Origin of the sequence: Streptomyces sp. NPDC005566 (assembly GCF_040605575.1) — a bacterium.
Taxonomy (GTDB): Bacteria; Actinomycetota; Actinomycetes; order Streptomycetales; family Streptomycetaceae; genus Streptomyces.
The window spans coordinates 97461-120014 of the sequence record NZ_JBEXDB010000021.1 but is presented as its reverse complement, the minus strand read 5'-3'; the positions used below and the strand labels follow the sequence as shown (position 1 = coordinate 120014).

The window sequence follows — 22554 nt, the reverse complement described above, 5'->3', positions numbered from 1 at the left end:
CCGCCCGCTTGGCTCACGCAAGGATGCGGGCGATTTCCGCCATGAGCGGCTCCCGCAGTTCCGGGGCGTCGACCCGCTCCAGCCGGACATCCGTGCAGCCGACCCAGGAAGCGGCTTCGACGAGCGCCTCGGCCATCGGCGGGACGGTCTTCCTGCTCTCCAGCGACACCTGTCGGGCGACCAGCGTGGTGCCTTCGCGTGCCGGGTCGACCCTGCCCTGGAGGCTGCCGCCCGCCAGCAGGGGCATCGCGAAGTAGCCGTGGATCCGCTTGGGCCTGGGCACGTAGGCCTCCAGGCGATGGGCGAAGCCGAAGATCCGCTCGGTCCGTGCCCGTTCCCAGATCAGCGAGTCGAACGGCGACAGAAGCGTCGTACGGTGCCGGCCGCGGGGCTCGGAGGCCAGTGCCTCCGGGTCCGCCCAGGCCGGCTTGGCCCAGCCCCGCACCGATACCGGGACCAGCCCGGAGTCCGCCACCACGGCGTCGAACTGCTCGCCCTTGAGCCGGTGGTAGTCGGCGATGTCCGCCCGGGTTCCGACACCCAGCGAACGGCCCGCCAGGGCCACCAGCCGGCGCAGGCACTCGGTGTCGTCCAGGTCGTCGTGGAGCAGGGCCTCCGGAACGGCGCGCTCGGCCAGGTCGTAGACGCGCTTCCAGCTGCGCCGCTGGGTGCACACCACCTCGCCGTACATCAGGGCCCGTTCGACGGCGACCTTCGATGCCGACCAGTCCCACCACTCCCCGCCGTTCTTCGCGCCGCCGAGCTCGGTCGCCGTCAGCGGGCCCTCGGCGCGCAGTTGCTTGATCACCGTGTCGTACGCCCCGTCGGGCAGGTCGTGGTTCCAGTGGGGGCGGGCGCGGTAGGCGCGGCGGCGGAACGCGAAGTGCGGCCATTCCTCGACAGGCAGGATGCACGCGGCGTGCGACCAGTACTCGAACGAGCGGCCACCCGACCAGTACGCGTCGTCGACCGTGCGCCGGCCGACGGCGCCGAGACGCGCGTAGGGCACGAGCTCGTGCGAGCGGGCAAGGACCGAGATCGTGTCGAGCTGGACGGCCCCGAGGTGGCGCAGCACCCCGGGCACTCCGCCCCGGCGGTCGGGGGCCCCCAGGAAGCCCTGGGCCCGCAGGGCGATCCGGCGCGCCTGGTCGGCGGAGAGTTCGAGGACGGGAGGCGGCGCAGACGTCATGCATCGAACCCTAGAGGGCCGCACTGACATCCCGCCCGGGTCTTCGGGACTGCTCCTCACTGCGGAGCGGACCGGTTCAGGAACGGGCCGGCAGGTACGGCTGGGTGCCGGGCAGTCCCAGATCTGCCGGGATCAGCGACCCGGTCCAGGTGTCGCGCCGTATCCCCTTGTTGACCAGTGCGGACCGCTGCTCGCCCTCCATGCGGAAGCCCGCACGCCGGGCGACCGCCCGGGACGGGTCGTTGCCGACCTCGGCCCGCCATTCGAGGCGGTCCGCGGCGAGCGCGGTGAATGCCCAGTGGGCCCCGCCGAGGACCGCTTCCGTCGTGAAGCCGAGGCCGCGGTGCTCCCGGGCCGTCCAGTAGCCCACCTCGTACGTGCCCGGGTGGCTCAGCCGGGTGAGGCCGAGGGCGCCGACGAGCTGTCCGTCGTCCCGGAGCACCACGGCGAAGTTGTACGCCGAGTCCTCCTGCCAGCCGGACGGGGACAGTTTTCCGGTGAAGAGCTCGGCGTCGGCGCGGGTGTACGGGGAGGGAACGACCGTCCACCGCTGGATGTCCGGATCCTGGCAGGCGGTGTACGCCCTCTCCGCGTCCTGGGGCCCGAAGGGCCGCAGGGCCAGGCGTTCGGTGGTGAGGGTGATCGGTTCCATGCGGGGATTGTGGGTGTTCCGGCGCCCGGGATGCGAGCACTTTTGGGGCTTCCCGGCACCTTCCGCACCCCTGGGCCGTTGTCCTGGAAGGGTGCGGCGGGGGCAACGCTGTGGCAGCCCTCCCGGCGCGGCGGGGTCCTCGCTTACGATGGCCGTTGCGGTGGGGCCGACCTGCCGTGCCCGCGCCAGAGTCCATTACACGACCCAGTGCCAGGCCCGACCGGCAAGGAGACCAGCCTCAGTGTCCGTCTTCAACAAGCTCATGCGTGCAGGCGAAGGCAAGATCCTGCGCAAACTGCACCGCATCGCGGACCAGGTCAGCTCCATCGAAGAGGACTTCGTCAACCTCTCCGACGCCGAGCTGCGGGCGCTCACCGACGAGTACAAGGAACGGTACGCGGACGGCGAGAGCCTGGACGACCTGCTTCCCGAAGCATTCGCGACCGTCCGTGAGGCCGCCAAGCGCGTCCTCGGACAGCGCCACTACGACGTTCAGATGATGGGTGGAGCCGCCCTGCACCTCGGCTACGTCGCCGAGATGAAGACCGGTGAGGGCAAGACCCTCGTCGGCACCCTGCCCGCTTATCTCAACGCGCTCTCCGGCAAGGGAGTGCACCTGATCACGGTCAACGACTACCTGGCCGAGCGTGACTCCGAGATGATGGGCCGGGTCCACAAGTTCCTCGGTCTCGAGGTCGGCTGCATCATCGCCAACATGACCCCGGCGCAGCGCCGTGCGCAGTACGCCTGCGACATCACGTACGGCACGAACAACGAGTTCGGCTTCGACTACCTCCGCGACAACATGGCGTGGTCCCAGGACGAGCTCGTCCAGCGCGGCCACAACTTCGCGATCGTCGACGAGGTCGACTCGATCCTCGTCGACGAGGCCCGTACGCCGCTGATCATCTCCGGCCCGGCCGACCAGGCCACCAAGTGGTACGGGGACTTCGCCAAGCTGGTCACGCGTCTCACCAGGGGTGAGGCGGGCAACCCGCTGAAGGGCATCGAGGAGACCGGCGACTACGAGGTCGACGAGAAGAAGCGGACCGTGGCCATCCACGAGCCCGGTGTCTCGAAGGTCGAGGACTGGCTCGGGATCGACAACCTCTACGAGTCGGTGAACACGCCGCTCGTCGGGTACCTCAACAACGCCATCAAGGCCAAGGAACTCTTCAAGAAGGACAAGGACTACGTCGTCATCGACGGCGAAGTTATGATCGTCGACGAGCACACCGGCCGTATCCTCGCCGGCCGCCGTTACAACGAGGGCATGCACCAGGCCATCGAGGCGAAGGAAGGGGTGGACATCAAGGACGAGAACCAGACCCTCGCCACGATCACCCTGCAGAACTTCTTCCGCCTGTACGGCAAGCTCTCGGGCATGACCGGTACGGCGATGACCGAGGCCGCCGAGTTCCACCAGATCTACAAGCTGGGCGTCGTGCCGATCCCGACGAACCGTCCGATGGTGCGCGCCGACCAGTCGGACCTGATCTACCGCACCGAGGTCGCGAAGTTCGCGGCGGTCGTCGACGACATCGCCGAGAAGCACGAGAAGGGGCAGCCGATCCTGGTCGGCACCACCTCGGTCGAGAAGTCCGAGTACCTCTCGCAGCAGCTCTCCAAGCGGGGTGTCCAGCACGAGGTGCTGAACGCCAAGCAGCACGACAGGGAAGCGCCGATCATCGCCCAGGCGGGCCGCAAGGGTGCCGTCACCGTCGCCACGAACATGGCCGGACGAGGCACCGACATCAAGCTCGGCGGCAACCCCGACGACCTCGCGGAGGCGGAGCTGCGCCAGCGCGGCCTCGACCCCGTCGAGCACGTCGAGGAGTGGGCCGCGGCGCTGCCCGCCGCTCTGGAGAAGGCCGAGCAGTCCGTCAAGGCCGAGCACGACGAGGTCAAGGACCTCGGCGGGCTCTACGTCCTGGGCACCGAGCGGCACGAGTCGCGGCGCATCGACAACCAGCTGCGCGGTCGTTCCGGCCGTCAGGGCGACCCGGGCGAGTCCCGGTTCTACCTCTCGCTGGGCGATGACCTGATGCGGCTGTTCAAGGCGCAGATGGTCGAGCGCGTCATGTCGATGGCGAACGTTCCCGACGACGTACCGATCGAGAACAAGATGGTGACCCGCGCGATCGCCTCCGCGCAGTCGCAGGTCGAGCAGCAGAACTTCGAGACGCGTAAGAACGTCCTGAAGTACGACGAGGTGCTCAACCGGCAGCGCGAGGTCATCTACGGTGAGCGTCGTCGTGTCCTGGAGGGCGAGGATCTGCAGGACCAGATCCGTCACTTCATGGACGACACGATCGACGACTACATCCGGCAGGAGACCGCCGAGGGCTTCGCCGAGGAGTGGGACCTGGACCGGCTGTGGGGTGCCTTCAAGCAGCTCTACCCGGTGAAGGTCACGGTCGCCGAGCTCGAGGACGCCGCGGGTGACCTGGCCGGGGTCACCGCCGACTTCATCGCCGAGTCGGTCAAGGACGACGTCCACGAGCAGTACGAGGAGCGCGAGAAGTCGCTCGGCTCGGACATCATGCGCGAGCTGGAGCGGCGCGTGGTCCTGTCCGTCCTGGACCGCAAGTGGCGTGAGCACCTCTACGAGATGGACTATCTCCAGGAGGGCATCGGTCTGCGGGCCATGGCGCAGAAGGACCCGCTGGTCGAGTACCAGCGCGAGGGCTTCGACATGTTCAACGCCATGATGGAGGGCATCAAGGAGGAGTCCGTCGGCTACCTGTTCAACCTGGAGGTCCAGGTCGAGCAGCAGGTCGAGGAGGTTCCGGTGCAGGATGCGGCGGAGCGGACCTCGCTCTCGAAGCAGGGCGCTCCTGTGGCGGCCACCGCGCGTCCGGAGATCCGGGCCAAGGGCCTGGACGCCCCGCAGCGTCCGGACCGGCTGCACTTCTCCGCTCCCACGGTGGACGGGGAGGGCGGCATCGTCGAGGGCGACTTCTCCAACGGGGACAGCGATCGCTCCGAGGGCGACGGGATGACGCGTGCGGAGCGCCGCAAGGCGCAGAAGAGCGGTGGCGGCGGGCGTCGCCGCAAGAAGTAGCGCTCATCGTTCGACGGGCCTGGGCCGGACACCACGTGGTGTCCGGCCCAGGCCCGTTTCTTCTTGCGGGGCCGGTGAGGGCTGCCGGGGGCCCTGGCAGGCTGCCGAGGCCACGTGGGGCGCTGCGCGGGCACGTGGGGGCCTGCGGTGGGCCGTCCGCCTCGCAGGGCGTCGGGCGCGGGTCGCGGCGGCCTGCGAGGCGGACCGTCGTGGCGTCGGTCCGCCGGGCCGGTGTGCTCAGGTGCGGGTCATCCGACGGCGGAGAGGCGTTCGCCTCCGAGGTCCACCGCGGCGCAGCGCCAGCGGAGGTCGGGGCCTTGTTCCAGGCGGAAGGCCATGGCGCGGACCTGTTCTCCCGTCTCGATGCTGGCGAAGGCCTCCACGACGCCGGTGGCCGGCTGGGCGCCGTGGCAGGTGCGTACGACGGGGCGCCTGCTTCCCGCGCCGAGCGGGGCGCCCGGAGCGAGTTCGGCCAGTTGGTCGTAGGCCTCGCCGATCGTGTGGCCGAGCATCCAGTGCACCGGGCGCTGGCCGCTGAGGACGGCGAGCAGGCGTTCGGCGAACCACTGGTGCGGGCGCAGTGGCTGCCGTGGCCGGTGGGGTGCCCGCTGCGGCGGTACGGTGCCCGGCCTTGACCGGTCGCGTCGTCCGGCGGGCCTGGTCTTGTCCGTGCTCATGGTCATAGCCCCCGTGCTGTCCGGAGCCCGGTCGCATACCGAGCGATACCGGGCGGTAACTTCTGTTGGGGACCTTCTACGGGGACGGCACCCCGGCCCGCAACCCGCGTTCTGCGCGGGACGGGCCGCCTCAGAGATCACCTATCCGGGTGGCGGGCCTGGCGCCGCAAGGGGACCGGCGGGGGTGACGGCCGTTGCGAGGTGGACAGGAGGGGGCGGCTCGCGAACCCTGATGGGGGACCTCCCACGTATCCTGAGGGCGTCGTCGACTACGAAAGCGGTCAGCCATGCGTGTGTACGTCCCTCTGACCCTCTCCGGTCTCGCAGCGGCACACGGGGCGGGCGAGGTCGGTCCCGGGCCGCTCACCGCCTATGCGGTGACTCCCGGGCTGCGTGAGTGGTACGTCTCCGACGACATCGAGGAGCTGGAGTACGCGGCGCTCAACCGGGCCGCCTCCGCTTCCCTGCGGCTGATCGCCGGGAAGCCTGACGAGCCCCGGCGCCGGGTGGTCGTCGCGCTCGACGTGGCGGACGGGGCGGCGGTCGCCGACCCGGATCACATCCTGGACGCGGCCTCGCTCGGAGAGGTGCGCATCGCGGCCCCCGTGGCCCTGTCGAAGGCCGCCGCCGTGCATGTGGACGCCGATGACGCCGAGAAGGACGTCGCGGCGGCAGCGGCCGCCCTGGGGGCGGCGGACCTCGGTGACGACGACGCGCAGTTCACGGTGGACGGTGCGGAGGACCACGAGCTGCTGTGGTTCGGGGTGCAGGAGATCCCCGGCCTGATCGGCTGAGTGTCGTACCCGGCGAGTATTTTTCTTCCATGGCGACTCCGGGTAAGCAACACACTCATCTGGTCTGGGACTGGAACGGCACACTGCTCGACGACATCCACGCGGTCATCGGGGCGACGAACGCCGCCTTCGCGGAGATCGACCTGGCGCCGATCACACTGGAGCAGTACCGCGAGACGTACTGCGTGCCGATACCCAAGTTCTACGAGCGCCTGCTCGGCCGGCTGCCCACCGAGGCCGAGTGGGACCGCATGGACGGCATCTTCCACCGTCACTACGCCGAGCAGCGGGTCGCCTGCGCCCTGACCGAGGGCGTCGAGGAACTGCTGGCGCAGTGGCGGCGGGCGGGCCACAGCCAGTCGCTGCTCAGCATGTACGGCCACGAGCAGCTGGTGCCGGTGGTGCGGGGGTACGGCATCGAGAGGCACTTCGTGCGCGTCGACGGCCGCACCGGGCCGTCCGGCGGAAGCAAGGCCCAGCACATGGAGCGGCACTTCGTCGCCCTGGAGGAGTTCGCCCGGATATCGCCGGAGCGTGCCGTGGTCATCGGGGACGCGGTGGACGATGCCGTGGCCGCGGCCCATGTCGGGGCGCGTGCGGTGCTCTACACCGGTGGTTCGCACAGCCGTAGCAGCCTGGAGGCGGCGGGGGTGCCGGTGGTGGACACCCTGGCCGAGGCTGTCGCACTGGCCGAACTGATGGCGGTCTGACGGGGACCGACGGGCCGGTGGGGCCTGCGGCATCCGGCGGGCGGAGGCATGCCGCCTCGGCCGATACGTACCGGAACGCCCCGGCGCGATGTCCAGAGTGTCAAAGTTCGGGTTCGTATTTTGTACATATGCGGCTCATGACGGTTGTGGGTGCCGGGGGGATAGCCTGGTGCCGTGATCAGCGCGATACGCCTCGGGGGCAGCGAAGCCCCCGGCCTACGCCCGGAGTGCTACAGCACCCGGGCGATCCGCGATCTCCGAACCCCGGGCCGACTGCCGAAAATGGCCGATACGGTCCCGGGTATCTCCCATGGCGGCATAGCGTCGACCGAGACCGGAAACCCCGTGTCGTGGCGGTACGTCGTCTTTTCTCACCTACGTCACGCAACGGCGCGCGACAGGAGCCAGAGGACATGCAGACCAAGCTGGACGAAGCCAAGGCCGAGCTGCTCGCACGGGCGGCCCGGGTAGCTGACAACAGTCCGGGCGGTGGTGCCGGCGGCCCGGTGGGTACCCCCCGGGTGCGCCTTGCCGAGGCCGGCAGCGGGGCCGATCAGAGCGAGCGGCCGGGCCAGGACATGCTGCTCGCCTACCTCCAGCGCTACTACCTGCACACCGCTCCGGAGGACGTCACCGGCCGCGACCCGGTCGATCTCTTCGGGGCTGCCTCTTCCCACTACCGCCTCGCGGAGAACCGCCCGCAGGGCACCGCGAACGTCCGGGTGCACACCCCGACGGTCGAGGAGAACGGCTGGACGTCCAGCCACTCCGTCGTCGAGGTCGTCACCGACGACATGCCGTTCCTGGTCGACTCGGTCACCAACGAGCTGTCCCGGCAGGGCCGGGGCATCCATCTCGTCATCCATCCGCAGGTCGTCGTCCGTCGTGATGTCACGGGCAAGCTCATCGAGGTCCTCGCCGACGACAGGCACCGGGCCACCGGTGTGAAGAGGGGCAAGGGCCGCGAGGAGGCCCAGGCCGAACTGCCGCACGACGCGCTCGTCGAGTCGTGGATCCACGTCGAGATCGACCGGGAGACCGACCGCGCCGATCTGAAGCAGATCACCGCCGATCTGCTCCGTGTCCTGTCCGATGTGCGGGAGACCGTCGAGGACTGGGAGAAGATGCGCGACGCCGCTCTGCGGATCGCCGACGAGCTCCCCGCCGAACCCCTCGACGAACTCGGTGACGAGGAGGTCGAGGAGGCCCGCGAGCTGCTGCGCTGGCTCGCGACCGACCACTTCACCTTCCTCGGCTACCGCGAGTACGAGCTCAGGGACAGCGACGCGCTGACCGTCGTCGCCGGCACCGGACTCGGCATCCTGCGCTCCGACCCGCAGCACAGCGAGGACGAGGCGCACCCGGTGAGCCCGTCCTTCGACCGGCTGCCCGCCGACGCCCGCGCCAAGGCCCGTGAGCACAAGCTGCTGGTCCTGACGAAGGCGAACAGCCGCGCGACCGTCCACCGTCCCAGCTATCTCGACTACGTCGGGGTGAAGAAGTTCGACGCCGACGGCAACGTCATCGGTGAGCGGCGCTTCCTGGGCCTGTTCTCGTCCGCCGCGTACACCGAGTCCGTACGCCGGGTGCCGGTCGTGCGCCGCAAGGTCGCCGAGGTGCTCGAGGGTGCGGGCTTCACGCCCCACAGCCACGACGGCCGCGACCTGCTGCAGATCCTGGAGACGTACCCGCGCGACGAGCTCTTCCAGACGCCCGTCGACCAGCTGCGCTCCATCGTCACCTCCGTGCTCTACCTCCAGGAGCGCCGCAGGCTGCGGCTGTACCTGCGTCAGGACGAGTACGGGCGCTACTACTCGGCGCTCGTCTATCTGCCGCGCGACCGCTACACCACCGGTGTGCGACTCCGGCTGATCGACATCCTCAAGGAGGAACTGGGCGGTACCAACGTCGACTTCACCGCCTGGAACACGGAGTCGATCCTCTCCCGGCTGCACTTCGTCGTCCGTGTCCCGCCGGGCACCGAGCTGCAGCACCTCACCGACGCGGACGCGGACCGCATCGAGGCCCGTCTCGTCGAGGCCGCCCGCTCCTGGGCTGACGGTTTCCAGGAAGCGCTCAACGCCGAGTGCGGCGAGGAACGCGCCGCCGAACTGATGCGCCGCTACGGGCACTCCTTCCCCGAGGGTTACAAGGCCGACCACTCGCCGCGCGCCGCCGTGGCCGACCTGGTCCACCTCGAAGCGCTCAAGAGCGAGCGGAAGGACTTCGCGCTCAGCCTGTACGAGCCGGTCGGTGTCGGACCCGGCGAGCGGCGCTTCAAGATCTACCGCACCGGCGAGCAGGTCTCCCTCTCCGCAGTGCTCCCCGCGCTCCAGCGGCTCGGCGTGGAGGTCGTCGACGAACGTCCGTACGAGCTGCGCTGTGCGGACCGTACGCACGCCTGGGTCTACGACTTCGGCCTGCGCATGCCCAAGGCCGCCGGCAACGGCGGCTACCTCGCCGACGACGCACGGGAGCGTTTCCAGGAGGCGTTCGCCGCCGTCTGGACCGGCAAGGCGGAGAACGACGGCTTCAACTCCCTCGTGCTGGGCGCCGGGCTCGACTGGCGTCAGGCGATGGTGCTGCGTGCCTACGCGAAGTACCTGCGCCAGGCGGGTTCGACCTTCAGCCAGGACTACATGGAGGACACCCTCCACAACAACGTCCACACCACCCGGCTGCTGATCTCCCTCTTCGAGGCCCGGATGTCGCCGAGCCGCCAGAAGGCCGGCACGGAGCTGACCGACGGACTGCTGGAGGAGCTGGACGGGGCCCTGGACCAGGTCGCCTCGCTCGACGAGGACCGGATCCTGCGCTCCTTCCTCACCGTCATCAAGGCCACGCTGCGGACCAACTTCTTCCAGCTGGCCGACGACCACGAGCCGCACGACTACATCTCGATGAAGTTCGACCCGCAGGCCATCCCGGACCTTCCCGCGCCCCGCCCGGCGTTCGAGATCTGGGTGTACTCGCCTCGTGTCGAGGGCGTTCACCTGCGCTTCGGCAAGGTCGCCCGCGGTGGTCTGCGCTGGTCTGACCGGCGGGAGGACTTCCGTACGGAGATCCTCGGCCTGGTCAAGGCGCAGATGGTCAAGAACACCGTGATCGTGCCGGTCGGCGCCAAGGGCGGGTTCGTCGCCAAGCAGCTCCCGGACCCGTCCGTCGACCGTGACGCCTGGATGGCGGAGGGCATCGCCTCCTACAAGACGTTCATCTCGGCGCTGCTCGACATCACCGACAACATGGTGATGGGCGAGGTCGTGGCGCCCGCCGATGTCGTGCGCCACGACGAGGACGACACCTACCTCGTCGTCGCCGCCGACAAGGGAACGGCGAAGTTCTCGGACATCGCCAACGACGTCGCCGTCGCGTACGGCTTCTGGCTCGGTGACGCCTTCGCCTCCGGCGGCTCCGCCGGCTACGACCACAAGGGCATGGGCATCACGGCCCGCGGTGCCTGGGAGTCCGTCGAACGGCACTTCCGCGAGCTGGGCCACGACACCCAGACCGAGGACTTCACCGTCGTCGGCGTCGGCGACATGTCCGGTGACGTGTTCGGCAACGGCATGCTGCTCTCCGAGCACATCCGGCTGGTCGCCGCCTTCGACCACCGGCACATCATCATCGACCCGAATCCGGACGCCGCCACCTCGTACGCCGAGCGGCGCCGCCTCTTCGACCTGCCGCGCAGCTCCTGGGCCGACTACAACAAGGACCTGCTCTCCGCGGGCGGCGGGATCCATCCGCGTACCGCCAAGTCGATCCCGATCAACGCGCACATCCGTGAGGCCCTCGGCATCGAGTCGAAGGTCGCCAAGATGACGCCCGCCGAGTTGATGCAGAACATCCTCAAGGCGTCGGTCGACCTCGTGTGGAACGGCGGCATCGGTACGTACATCAAGGCGTCCGCCGAGTCGAACGCCGATGTCGGCGACAAGGCCAACGACGCGATCCGGGTCAACGGCGAGGACCTGCGGGCCCGGGTCGTCGGCGAGGGCGGCAACCTCGGGGCCACTCAGCTGGGCCGCATCGAGTTCGCCCGGGCCGGCGGCCGGATCAACACCGACGCGATCGACAACAGCGCCGGTGTGGACACCTCCGACCACGAGGTGAACATCAAGATCCTGCTTAACGGCCTGGTCCGGGACGGCGACATGACCGTCAAGCAGCGCAACAAGCTGCTCGCCGAGATGACCGACGAGGTCGGCCGGCTGGTCCTGCGCAACAACTACGCGCAGAACATCGCCCTCTCCAACGCCTGTGCCCAGGCACCGTCACTGCTCCACGCACAGCAGCGCTTCATGCGCAGGCTCGGCCGCGACGGACACCTGGACCGGGCGCTGGAGTTCCTGCCGAACGACCGGCAGATCCGCGAACTGCTCAACCACGGCAAGGGCCTGAGCCAGCCCGAACTCGCCGTGCTGATCGCGTACACCAAGATCACGGCGGCCGACGAGCTGATCTCGACCAGCCTGCCTGACGACGCGCATCTGCAGAAACTGGTGCACGCCTACTTCCCCGAGCAGCTGAGCGAACGCTTCCCGGAGGCCGTCGACGGGCACGCGCTGCGTCGCGAGATCATCACGACGGTACTGGTCAACGACACCGTGAACACCGCGGGTTCGACGTTCCTGCACCGGCTGCGGGAGGAGACCGGGGCGTCGCTGGAGGAGATCGTGCGGGCGCAGTTCGCCGCGCGTGAGATCTTCGGTCTCTCCCAGGTGTGGGACGCCGTCGAGGCGCTCGACAACCAGGTGGCCGCCGATGTGCAGACCCGGATCCGTCTGCACTCCCGTCGGCTCGTCGAGCGCGGTGCGCGCTGGCTGCTCGGCAACCGCCCGCAGCCGGTCGAGATCGCCGAGACCATCGAGTTCTTCCGCGACGGTGTCGGACAGGTCTGGAACGAGCTGCCCAAGCTGCTCAGGGGTGCCGACCTCGAGTGGTACCGGTCGATCCTCGACGAACTCACCTCGGTGGGGGTCCCCGAGGAGCTGGCGGTGCGGGTGGCCGGGTTCTCCTCGGCCTTCCCGGCGCTGGACATCGTGGCGATCTCGGACCGTACGGGCAAGGACGCGCTGTCGGTGGCCGAGGTCTACTACGACCTCGCCGACCGGCTGGGCATCACTCAGCTGATGGACCGGATCATCGAACTGCCGCGCGCCGACCGGTGGCAGTCCATGGCCCGCGCCTCCATCCGCGAGGACCTGTACGCGGCGCACGCCGCGCTGACGTCGGACGTGCTGTCCGTCGGCAACGGGACGTCGACGCCCGAGCAGCGGTTCGAGGCCTGGGAGGAGAAGAACGCGGCGATCCTGACGCGGTCGCGCTCCACCCTGGAGGAGATCCAGGGCTCGGACGCCTTCGACCTGGCGAACCTGTCCGTGGCCATGCGGACGATGAGGACGCTGCTGCGTACGCACGCGTGAGGGGAGGCGGCCGCCGGCCGCCACGACCGCGACCGCCGGACGGGCCGATGGGCCCGTCCGGCGGTCGTGTCACTTCTTGGACTTCGCGGGGGCGGTGAACTTCTCGTACTCCGCGACGACGTCCTTGGCCGGACCGTCCATCCGCAGCGTGCCCGCCTCCAGCCAGAGCGCCCGGTCGCAGGTTTCGGTGATCGACCGGTTGCTGTGGCTGACGAGGAAGACCGTGCCGGCCTCCTTGCGGAGCTCCAGGATCCGGTCCTTGCTGCGCCGCTGGAACTTCGCGTCGCCCGTGGACAGGGCCTCGTCGATCAGGAGGACGTCGTGGCTCTTGGCGGCTGCGATCGAGAAGCGCAGCCGGGCACCCATGCCGGCGGAGTACGTCCGCATCGGCAGCGTGATGAAGTCGCCCTTCTCGTTGATGCCGGAGAAGTCGACGATGGCCTGGTAGCGCTCGCGGATCTGCTCGCGCGTCATGCCCATGGCCAGCCCGCCGAGTACGACGTTGCGCTCCCCGGTCAGGTCGCTCATCAGGGCGGCGTTCACGCCGAGGAGCGACGGCTGGCCCTGGGTGTGGACCCGGCCCTTCGTCGGGGGCAGCAGGCCGGCGATGGCCTTGAGGAGCGTCGACTTGCCGGACCCGTTGGAACCGATCAGGCCGATGGCCTCACCTTTGTACGCGGCGAAGCTGACGCCCTTCACGGCGTGCACCTGGCGGGCGCCGCGCGGCTGGCCGCGCGACACGATCCGGTTCAGGGCGGAGGTGGCGCTGCCCTTCCCGGTGCGGGCGCCGTTGACCGTATAGGTGATGTGGACGTCGTCGACGACGACGGTGGGAACACGCGTGTCCATGTCGGGAGTGTCAGCCACGTCCGTACCGCTCCTCGGCCTTCCAGAAGTACACGAAACCGCCGATCCCGCAGACGAGCGCCCAGCCCGTCGCGACGGCCCACACATGCGGGGGCAGCTGCGCCCCGGTGAAACTGTCGATGAGCGCGTACCGCATCAGGTCGATGTAGACGGCGGCGGGATTGCACTCGAGGGCCAGCAGGACGAACTGCGGGACCCGGTCGCCCGTCAGCAGGGTGTCGAGGCTCCACATCACGCCCGACGCGTACATCCACGTCCGCAGGACGAAGGGCGTCAGCTGGGCGATGTCGGGGGTCTTCGCGGCCAGCCGTGCCATGACCATGGAGATCCCCGTGTTGAACAGGGCCTGCAGGGCGAGTGCCGGGATCGCCAGCAGCCAGGAGGGCCGCGGGTACTGGCCGAACGCGAGCAGGATCATGAAGAGCGCGCCCAGCGAGAACAGCAGCTGCTGGAGCTGCTGGAGGGCCAGGGCGATCGGCAGGGAGGCGCGCGGGAAGTGGAGGGCGCGCACGAGCCCGGTGTTGCCGCTGATGGCCCGGGTGCCCGCCGTGATCGAGCTGGAGGTGAAGGTCCAGATGAAGACGCCGGTGACGAGGAAGGGCACGTAGTCGGGGACTCCGTGCTTGGTGTTCATCAGGACGCCGAAGATGAAGTAGTAGACCGTCGCGTTCAGCAGCGGGGTCATGATCTGCCAGATCTGGCCGAGCTTCGCCTGGCTGTACTGCGCGGTCAGCTTGGCGGTGGCGAACGCGGTGATGAAGTGCCTGCGCCCCCAGAGCTGCCGGACGTACTCCCCGAGAGAGGGCCGGGCCCCGCTGACGGTCAGCCCGTGCCGGGCGGCGAGCGCGGCCAGCTCACCGGGTTCGTGGACGGGGAGGAGAACGGGAGGAGCGGGGTCCACCGGGGCCGGCGGGGCTGCTGTCTGGCTCACCACGATCGCTTTCGACGGAGGCAGGAGGAACAGGGCGAGCGGATCCGTCGGATGGGACGGCACCGTATCGTCGCAACGCTGACACTAGGACGTTTGTACGTCGCAACGCAACCGTTTCGTCGTTACGGACTATCATGCGGTCCATGACCACCGAACGGGGAACCAGGCGCCGCACCCCGGCAGGCGCCGCCGTGCTGCGCGAGGACGTGACCGACGCCATCCGCGGCGCTGTCTTCGAGGAGCTCGCCGCGGTGGGTTTTGCGCGCATGTCCATCGAGGGCATCGCCAGGCGTGCCGGCGTCGGCAAGACCGCCGTGTACCGCCGCTGGAAGTCCAAGCTCCACCTCGTCCTGGACCTGGTCGCTGCGGTGGCCGCCCAGGGGATGCCCGCACCGGCGACCGGTTCGCTGTACGGGGACGTGCGCGCCGTGCTCGAACTCGCCGCCTACGCCCTGCGCCACCCCGTCGCCTCGCAGGTGATCCCGGACCTGCTGGTCGAGGCGGCACGCAGCCCGGAGATCTCGGACGCCATCAAGGCCGCCCTGCTGGATCAGCAGCAGGGGGTGGCCGCCGTCGTCGTACGCGCGGCCGTGGCCCGGGGCGAACTGCCCGAGGGCAGCGATCCGGACCGGGCGCTGGACCTGATCATCGGGCCGCTCTACTGGCGCCTCGTCGTGGTCCGCGGTGATCTGCCCAAGGGGTACCTGGACGACCTCGCCGCATCGGCGGTCCGGGCGCTCAAAGCCTGAGGAGGCCGGCCGCGCCGGGACGGCCGGCAGAGCTCAGGCACCGCCGCCGAGCAGCCGGTCCGCGACCCGGCCGGCCGCCCCGCCGTCGTCGAGGTCGCAGTGCTCCCGCCGGAAGCTCTCCTGCGCGTCCGAGTGCAGGGCGGCCGACTCCGGGGTGGCCCGCAGGGCCCGGGCCACCTCGTCCGTGGTGACGAGCAGGGGGCCCGGCGCACGGGTCTCGAAGTCCAGGCAGAAGCCGCGCACGGTGTCCCGGTAGTGCTCCAGGTCGTAGGTGTGGAAGAGCACCGGGCGGCCGGTGAGTGCGAAGTCGAACACCAGGCCCGTGTAGTCGGTGACCAGGACATCGGCGATCAACAGCAGCTCCGCGGTGCAGGGGTGCGCGGACACGTCGCGCAGCGCCGGGCCGGCCGGCAGGCTGCCCGTCACCCGCGGATGCCTGCTGACCAGGACCGTGGTGCGGCCGTCGAGCTCCCGCACCAGCGCCGGCAGGTCCAGTGCGGACTCCCAGCGGTACAGCCGGGGCGAACCGGCCGGGAGGCTGCCCGGGGCGTGGGCGAGATGGTCGCGGTACGTCGGGGCGTACAGCACGACGCGGTGGCCCTCCGGGATGCCGAGCTCCCGGCGTACCTGTTCGGCCCTCTTGTCCCGCCCTGCCGCGAACAGCAGGTCGTTGGCGGGTGAACCTGCCTCCAGTACCTCGCCGCCGTAGGCCAGGGCGCGCCGCAGATGCGGGGTGGCGTAGCGGCTGGGGGAGACCAGGACCGACCACTGGGCGGAGCGGTGCGGCAGCGAGGCGAGGTCCTGGTGGTCGGCGTACAGGGTGTCGGCCAGGTCCAGGCCGAACCGGCCCAGCGGGGTGCCGTGCCAGGTCTGTACGACCGTCTGCTCCGGACGGCGCTCGAACCAGGCGGGCAGCGGCCCGTCGGTGACGATCCGGCGGGCCTGCGCCAGCGCCTCGTACCAGGCGGTGCCGTGCGCGACGACGGGCACGGCCGCGGGCGGTACCCGGTCGGCGCCCGCGGCGGATCCGTCGGTGACCCAGAGGTGCTCGACATCGGTGCTCCGGCGTACGAGCTCGGCGTGCACGGCGCGTGGGGAGTCACCGCCGCTGTACAGGACGACGTCCCGGAGCGGCAGCCCGCGCCGCGCCGGGTAGTGCGCCGTACGCAGACGGCCCTGGCGGTACGCGCCCCGCTCGGACTCGCCGAGCGCCGGTTCCGCGTGCACGGTCAGCCGGTCGCCGTGACGGCGGTCGAGACGGAATTCCGCGGTGGACCCGGAGGCGGCACCGGCTGTCGCGGCGCGGACCGGCAGCCGGGCGGCGAGCGCGGCCGCCACGCGTACGGGCCGGCCGTCCAGGTGCACCTCCCAGTCGCCCTCGCGGGGCGGGCGGGGGAGCAGCGCGGCGAACCGGTCTCCCCGCCGTTCGGCGGGGACGGCCACCGTCTCGCCCAGGGTGCCGTGCCGCAGGACGAGCGCCCCCGGGGCGTACGGCGTCCCCTCGACGATCAGCCCGCCGCCCGGCACGGACTCCGCGTGGTCCACGAACGGGTGGCCGGTCACGTCGAGTACCAGGTGGCCCGCCGGGTCCGCGAGGGCCGGTGGCGGCAGGTCCGGGGCAGCGGCGAGCGGGACGCGGGTGCCGCCGGTCACGAGGGCGGCGCGCCACCGGGTTTCCGGCTCCGGGGTCACCTCGCGGGGGGTGCGGGGAGCACCGGCCGGCTCGGCGGCCAGCTGTGCGAGGGGGATTCGTACGGTGAACAGGCCGCCGTCCCCGTGCCGCACGGGGACGCTGTGTTCGGCCGCCCCGTCCCGGGTCAGTACCAGGGCGGTCGGCCGGACGGTCCCGTGCAGCCGTCCGGTCAGCTCCAGGGTGTCGCGCCCGCCGTCGTGCGCGAGGGCCAGGGCGGGCAGCTGGGTCACGGTCAGTTCGAGCCTGCCGTCCCGGTATCCGAGCACCGCCCGGCGTCCGCCCCCCAGGTCGTGGACGAGCGGCTGGGCGGCGGCGGCGTCCACCGCGCGCAGGGCCGCCCGCCGCACGACGCCGTGTCCGGCCACCACCACGCCCACCAGCCGGCTGCCCGGCCCCAGCCGCTCCGGGTCCAGGACCATGTCGAAGCCCGCGTAGTCGTAGCAGTGCAGGTCCTGCCCGGAGTCGGCGGTGGCCCTGGGCATCCGGACCGTGCGTACGGGCACGGCCCGCAGCCGCCTGCTTCCGGCCGTGCGGAGCACTGCCGTCTTCAGTGAGTGGCGGGCCGCCTCCGCCGGCAGGTTGCGGATGTACGCGTACCCGCGGAGCGTCAGCTTTCCGTCCTCGCCCCAGGCGGCCCCCACCAGCCGTGCCACCGCGGGGAGGTCGCCCCGGCCCAGCCGCGCCCCGGTGCCCCTGCCGCCGGCGACCCCGGGGTGCGCCGCCCGGCGCCGACCCGGCAGGCCCTCCACCGTGAACGTACCGGCTCCGTTGGTCCGTTCGAACGCGAGGACGGCCAGCAGCTCGTCCAGCCTGCGCTCGCGCACCAGCTGCCACCTGATGCGGGCCTCGGCCGGCAGCCCGGCCTGCACGGCGCTGCCCGCACGGTCGAGGAAGGCGCCCGCGCCGGCCATGAACGCCGTGCGGTAGGCGGGGCCGCCCATCGGGAGCCCTTCCAGGAAGTACACGAAGTCGTCGCGCAGGCAGGACGCGTCGTACCGCCGCTGCTGCACGGGGTCGCGGCCCGCCAGGAACGCGCTGACCCGCTCACAGGACTCGATCCGGTCCCGTACGCCCCTCACGTCCGTACGCCGCCGGGTGATCGACCCCTCCCGCACCCGCCAGTAGTAGACGTGTTCGCGCAGCACGTCCACCGATCCGGCGAGGTAGTGCGCCGGGATCATCACGGGGGTGTCCTCGTAGAGCTTGCCCACCGGGAAGGTGAACGCGTGCCGGTCCCAGAAGGAGCGCCGGAAAACCTTGTTCCAGGCGACCCGGTCGGACAGCAGCCGGGCGTCACGGGTGATGTGGGTACGGGGGCGGTCGGCGGTCAGCCACCGGTACTGCCAGGCCTGCTGCCTTCCCTGCTCGTTCAGCCGCCACACATTGCCCGTCGCCAGGTCCGATCCGGTCGACTCCAGGGACGCCACCATCCGTTCGTACGCGTCGTGCACGACGATGTCGTCGCTATCGGCGAACGCCAGGTAGGGGACGCCGGGGGTGGTGCGGGCAACACCCGTGTTGCGGGCGGCGCTCAGCCCCGCGTTGGGCTGGTGGACGCAGCGGAAGCGCGCGTCCCGGCGGGCGAAGTCCTCCGCGATCCGGCGGCTGCCGTCCGTCGAGCCGTCGTCGACGAGCACCACTTCGAGTGCGTCGAGGGACTGGCCGGCCAGGGAGGCGAGGCACTCCTCCAGGTACTCCTCGACGTTGTGCACGGGGACGACGACGCTGAGGAGTGGCTTCATGTACGGCTCAACCGGGGTGAGCGCCCCGGGTCACCGGCGCTAACCCGAACGGGTGAAGCTTCGTCCCGGGAGGTGGGGGGTCCGCACTACGCTCGGCTGCCATGCTCCTCAGTGTTGTCATGCCCGTCCACCGCGTTCAGGGGTACCTGAGGGCGGCCCTGGAGTCCGTGATCGACCAGTCGGTACGGGACTGGGAGCTGATCGCCGTCGACACCGGTTCGCCGGACGGCGGCCTGGCCATCGCGCAGGAGTTCGCCGAGCGCGACCCCCGGGTGCGCGTGCTGCACCCGGACGGCCTCGGTGTCCCGGGCGACCCGGTGAGCCCGGGCGCTCCGGGGGACCCGGGGGAGTCCGGGGCCCTGGGCGCCGCCCGCAACGCCGGGGCCGCCGAGGCGCGCGGGACCTACCTGCTCTTCCTCGACGGGGACGGCCTGCTGATGCCGGGCGCGCTGGCGGAGATCGCCGAACGGGTGGTGGCGGACCGGCCGGACGTGCTGGGCCTCGGCCACGACTGCGTCGACTGGTGGGGCGAGGTCCGGCCGGGAGACGCCCTTCCCGCGGCCCGCAAGCAGCTCTTCCGCCGTGCGTTCTGGACCGCCCACGGGCTGCGCTTCACCGAGGGGCCGTACGACGATGTCGTGCCCGTCCACCGTGCGGCCCTCCTGGCGTGTGACGCGGGCACCCTCGCGGCACTCGACCGGGTCTGCGTGCGCCACCACCTGCGCCGCACCGGCACGTTCGCCACGACACCCGGCCGCGCCCACTTCGCCGTCATCGACGAGTACGGGCGACTGGTCACCGCGACCGGCGGCGACCCGCGGATCCGGGCCGCCCGCACCGCGCACCTGAGGGCGGTGCTCGACGACCCCGGCCGGATCGCCCCCGCCGACCGTGCGGACTTCTTCCGCGCCGCAGGGCTCCCGGGCCGGTACGCCGCACACCGCGCCCGGGGAGCCGTCCTGGCCCGGCGCACGCGGGCACGAGCCGCCCTGCGCGCGGGCAGGAAGTCGCTGCGCGCCCGCGTGATGCGGGCCGCCTACCGCCTGGACCTCCGCCGGCCGCTGGACCCCGGACTCGCCGTGTACGGGGCCTACTGGAACCGGGGCGTCGCGTGCAATCCGGCCGCGATCTATGCCAAGGCCCGCGAACTCGTCCCGCACATCCGCGGGGTCTGGGTCGTCTCCTCCCGCCACCGCGACCGGATGCCGCCCGGGGTGCCGTACGTGATCGAGGGCTCCCGCGCCTACTGGCGGACCATGGCCACCGCCACGTACCTCGTCAACAACTCCAGTTTCCCCGGGGGCTTCACCAAGCGCCCCGGCCAGATCTACCTGCAGACCCACCACGGGACCCCGCTGAAGACCATGGGCCTGGACCAGCGCCCGTATCCCGCCCTCACAGGCGGTGTCAGTTTCGAGCGGATCGTCGCCCACACCGACCAGTGGGACTTCAGCCTGTCGTCCAACCCGCACACCACCGAGGTCTGGGACCGTGTCTACCCCTCCTCGTACGAGCACCTGCCGCTCGGCTATCCGCGCAACGACATCCTCTTCACGGCCACCCGGGAGCGGACCGAGGAGATCCGTGCCGGTCTCGGCATCGCCCCCGGCCGGACCGTCCTGCTGTACGCGCCGACCCATCGCGACTACCGGAAGGGCTTCGTCCCCCGCCTCGACCTGGAGCGCCTCGCCCGCGCTCTGGGACCGGAGTACGTGCTGCTGGTGCGGGCCCACTACTTCTACGGGCGCGCGGCCGTACCGGGCGTCGGGGACCGGGTCGTCGACGTCACCGGGCACCCGCGGGTCGAGGAGCTCTTCCTGGCCGCCGACGGGCTGATCACCGACTACTCGTCCCTGATGTTCGACTACGCCTGCCTGGACCGCCCGATCATCACCTACGCGCCGGACTGGGCCGCCTACCGCGCCGCACGCGGCACCTACGTCGATCTGCTCTCCGGCCGTCCCGGCGACGCCCCCGGGGCCGTCGCCACCACGGAGGACCAGCTGCGGGAGCTGCTCCTCGGCGGGGCGTGGCGGTCGCCGGACGCGGCCGTGCTGCGCGCCGCGTTCCGCAGCCGGTTCTGCCCGTACGACGACGGGCGCGCGGCGGAACGCGTGGTGCGGCGGATCTTCCCCGCCGACCCGGAATGAAGCCCCGCATCACCCGTACGGGGCGGCCCCTCCGTACCCCTCCGTACCCCTTCGTCGTTGTGTTCAACAGCGCGCGCACACCGCAACGTTGGGAGAAGGCCATGCACAGGTCCGCCTACGAGCAGATGGAACTCTGCATCCAGGAGTATCTGCCCAAGTCCCGCAGGCACCGCGTCGTCGACCTCGGTTCGCGGATCTCCGGCAAGCAGACCCGCACGCACCGGGGGCTGCTGGCGGGCCACGACATCGACTACTTCGGTGTCGACGTGCTCGACGGGCCCAACGTCGACGCGGTGATGAGGCGGCCCTACCGCATCCCCGCCACGTCGCGCAGTGCCGATGTCGTCCTGTCCGGCCAGGCGTTCGAGCACATCCCGTTCTTCTGGGTGTCGATGCTGGAGATCGCCCGGGTGCTGAAGCCCGGCGGCTACGCCTTCGTCACCGCCCCCTCGCGCGGGCACGCCCACGACGCGCAGGACTGCTGGCGCTACTACCCCGACGGGTTTCGCGCGATGGCCGCGCACTCCCGCCTCGAACTCTGCGAGGCGTACACGGACTTCCCGCCCACGAAGGGCATCTGGCACGACTACGGGGCCATCGACACGAAGGCCGCCTACTGGGGCGACTCCGTCGGCGTCTTCCGCAGGCCGCAGCGTCATCCCCGGCCGGTGACCCGGCTGAGGAACCGGGTGGCGATGTTCGCCGTGCGGGAGACGGCGGTGTGGTGGGCCAACCGGGTCGGCGGAGTGGACCGGGTGCCGCTGCCGCGCCCACTGGACGGGCGGGAGCGGTGCGGGCGCCCGGAGAGCCGGCCCGTCACATCAACGACAGGTTGACGAAAGATGACATGAGCCGCAAAACGCGCGTACTCTCCGGCGGCATGGCTTGGCGCAACGCCGTCAACGGCGTCCTTCAGCAACTCACCGGGTACCAGCTCAGGCGCGCGACCGTGCCCGCTCCCCGCTCCGCCCCGGCACCGACGGCGGGCACGGCGGACCGGCAGCCGGTGGCGACGGACCGGCCTGCGGCGGACGTGGCTGCGGCGGACGTGCCTGCGGCGCCGAAGAAGCCGGTAGCCAAGGCCGCCCCCCGTCTCCCGGCGGACTACGACGACGAGGCGAAGGACATCATCCGTGCGGTGAAGCCGTACACGATGACCTCGCCGGAGCGGCTCAACGCCTTCGTCCTCGCCACCCGGCACATCGTCAAGCACGACATCCCCGGCGACATCGTCGAGTGCGGTGTCTGGCGCGGCGGTTCCATGCAGGCCTGCGCCAAGACGCTGCTGTCGCTCGGTGAGACCGGTCGCGACCTGTACCTCTTCGACACGTACGAGGGCATGACCCCGCCCACCGCGGAGGACCTGCGGCGCGACGGCCGGTCGGCCCAGGAGCTCCTGGACGCCCAGGGCAGGGACCGGCCGATCTGGGCGGTGGCCTCGCTGGAGGACGTGCAGGCAGGGTTCGAGAGCGTCCCGTACCCGAAGGACCGGATCCACTACGTGCAGGGCAAGGTCGAGGACACCGTGCCGGAGCAGGCGCCCGGGCAGATCTCGATCCTCCGTCTGGACACCGACTGGTACGCCTCGACCAAGCACGAGCTGGAGCACCTCTACTCGCGTCTGGTGAGCGGCGGGGTGCTCCTGATCGACGACTACGGTTACTGGCAGGGCTCGCGCCAGGCCGTCGACGAGTTCTTGGAGGAGACCGGCGCACGGCTGCTGCTGCTGCGCATGGACGAGGGCCGGATCGCCGTCAAGCCCTGAGCGGTCCGCCGGTACCCGCGAGCCCCGTGCCTCCCCGGCACGGGGCTCGTTCGTTAAGCAGAAGACCCCGCAGAAGGCCCCGCAGAAGGCCTGCTGCAGAAGACCTGTTGCAGAAGACCAGTTGAGGTTGTCCGCCCGGAAGGAT

The 22554-nt window shown here is 70.8% G+C and carries 14 protein-coding genes; 8 read left to right on the top strand and 6 right to left on the bottom strand.

Annotated elements, in window-relative coordinates; all coding sequences use genetic code 11:
- Positions 1-13 precede the first annotated feature (13 nt).
- On the bottom strand, positions 14-1189 hold the full coding sequence (locus ABZS61_RS29160; protein ID WP_356427597.1) for a crosslink repair DNA glycosylase YcaQ family protein: 1176 nt from the start codon (positions 1187-1189) through the stop codon (positions 14-16).
- 76 nt (positions 1190-1265) lie between these two features.
- Complete coding sequence (locus ABZS61_RS29155; RefSeq protein ID WP_356427595.1) at positions 1266-1841, bottom strand: GNAT family N-acetyltransferase; 576 nt, start codon at positions 1839-1841, stop codon at positions 1266-1268.
- Positions 1842-2082: 241 nt separating this feature from the next.
- Between ABZS61_RS29155 and secA the strand changes: the two genes are divergently transcribed.
- Complete coding sequence (gene secA / locus ABZS61_RS29150; RefSeq protein ID WP_356427593.1) at positions 2083-4905, top strand: preprotein translocase subunit SecA; 2823 nt, start codon at positions 2083-2085, stop codon at positions 4903-4905.
- 248 nt (positions 4906-5153) lie between these two features.
- Here secA and ABZS61_RS29145 read toward each other — a convergent pair whose 3' ends face one another.
- The gene (locus ABZS61_RS29145; protein WP_356427590.1) at positions 5154-5582 is read right to left on the bottom strand and encodes an Rv3235 family protein; all 429 of its coding nucleotides are present in this window, start codon (positions 5580-5582) and stop codon (positions 5154-5156) included.
- A 287-nt stretch (positions 5583-5869) separates the two neighbouring features.
- On the opposite strand from ABZS61_RS29145, the gene ABZS61_RS29140 reads away from it, so the two are divergent.
- The 3 genes from ABZS61_RS29140 (at position 5870) to ABZS61_RS29130 (ending at position 12512) form a co-directional block, all read left to right on the top strand.
- Complete coding sequence (locus ABZS61_RS29140; protein WP_356427587.1) at positions 5870-6376, top strand: hypothetical protein; 507 nt, start codon at positions 5870-5872, stop codon at positions 6374-6376.
- A 29-nt stretch (positions 6377-6405) separates the two neighbouring features.
- Entirely contained in the window at positions 6406-7086 is a 681-nt protein-coding gene (locus tag ABZS61_RS29135) for an HAD family hydrolase (protein WP_356427584.1), read from the top strand.
- A gap of 413 nt (positions 7087-7499) precedes the next feature.
- Entirely contained in the window at positions 7500-12512 is a 5013-nt protein-coding gene (locus ABZS61_RS29130; RefSeq protein ID WP_356427582.1) for an NAD-glutamate dehydrogenase, read from the top strand.
- A 69-nt stretch (positions 12513-12581) separates the two neighbouring features.
- Here ABZS61_RS29130 and ABZS61_RS29125 read toward each other — a convergent pair whose 3' ends face one another.
- Both ABZS61_RS29125 and ABZS61_RS29120 read right to left on the bottom strand, forming a co-directional pair.
- On the bottom strand, positions 12582-13361 hold the full coding sequence (locus ABZS61_RS29125) for an ABC transporter ATP-binding protein (RefSeq protein ID WP_356427636.1): 780 nt from the start codon (positions 13359-13361) through the stop codon (positions 12582-12584).
- A 10-nt stretch (positions 13362-13371) separates the two neighbouring features.
- The gene (locus tag ABZS61_RS29120) at positions 13372-14313 is read right to left on the bottom strand and encodes an ABC transporter permease (RefSeq protein WP_356427633.1); all 942 of its coding nucleotides are present in this window, start codon (positions 14311-14313) and stop codon (positions 13372-13374) included.
- 140 nt (positions 14314-14453) lie between these two features.
- On the opposite strand from ABZS61_RS29120, the gene ABZS61_RS29115 reads away from it, so the two are divergent.
- A complete protein-coding gene (locus ABZS61_RS29115; protein WP_356427579.1) occupies positions 14454-15059 on the top strand; it encodes a TetR/AcrR family transcriptional regulator in 606 nt (201 codons plus the stop codon).
- Positions 15060-15092: 33 nt separating this feature from the next.
- Here ABZS61_RS29115 and ABZS61_RS29110 read toward each other — a convergent pair whose 3' ends face one another.
- The gene (locus tag ABZS61_RS29110; RefSeq protein ID WP_356427576.1) at positions 15093-18494 is read right to left on the bottom strand and encodes a CDP-glycerol glycerophosphotransferase family protein; all 3402 of its coding nucleotides are present in this window, start codon (positions 18492-18494) and stop codon (positions 15093-15095) included.
- A gap of 101 nt (positions 18495-18595) precedes the next feature.
- On the opposite strand from ABZS61_RS29110, the gene ABZS61_RS29105 reads away from it, so the two are divergent.
- From ABZS61_RS29105 to ABZS61_RS29095, 3 genes are all read left to right on the top strand, one after another.
- The gene (locus ABZS61_RS29105; protein ID WP_356427573.1) at positions 18596-20644 is read left to right on the top strand and encodes a bifunctional glycosyltransferase family 2 protein/CDP-glycerol:glycerophosphate glycerophosphotransferase; all 2049 of its coding nucleotides are present in this window, start codon (positions 18596-18598) and stop codon (positions 20642-20644) included.
- A gap of 101 nt (positions 20645-20745) precedes the next feature.
- Entirely contained in the window at positions 20746-21480 is a 735-nt protein-coding gene (locus ABZS61_RS29100; protein ID WP_356427570.1) for a methyltransferase domain-containing protein, read from the top strand.
- Between the two features lie 11 nt (positions 21481-21491).
- Entirely contained in the window at positions 21492-22409 is a 918-nt protein-coding gene (locus ABZS61_RS29095) for a TylF/MycF/NovP-related O-methyltransferase (RefSeq protein WP_356427567.1), read from the top strand.
- Positions 22410-22554: the final 145 nt, after the last annotated feature.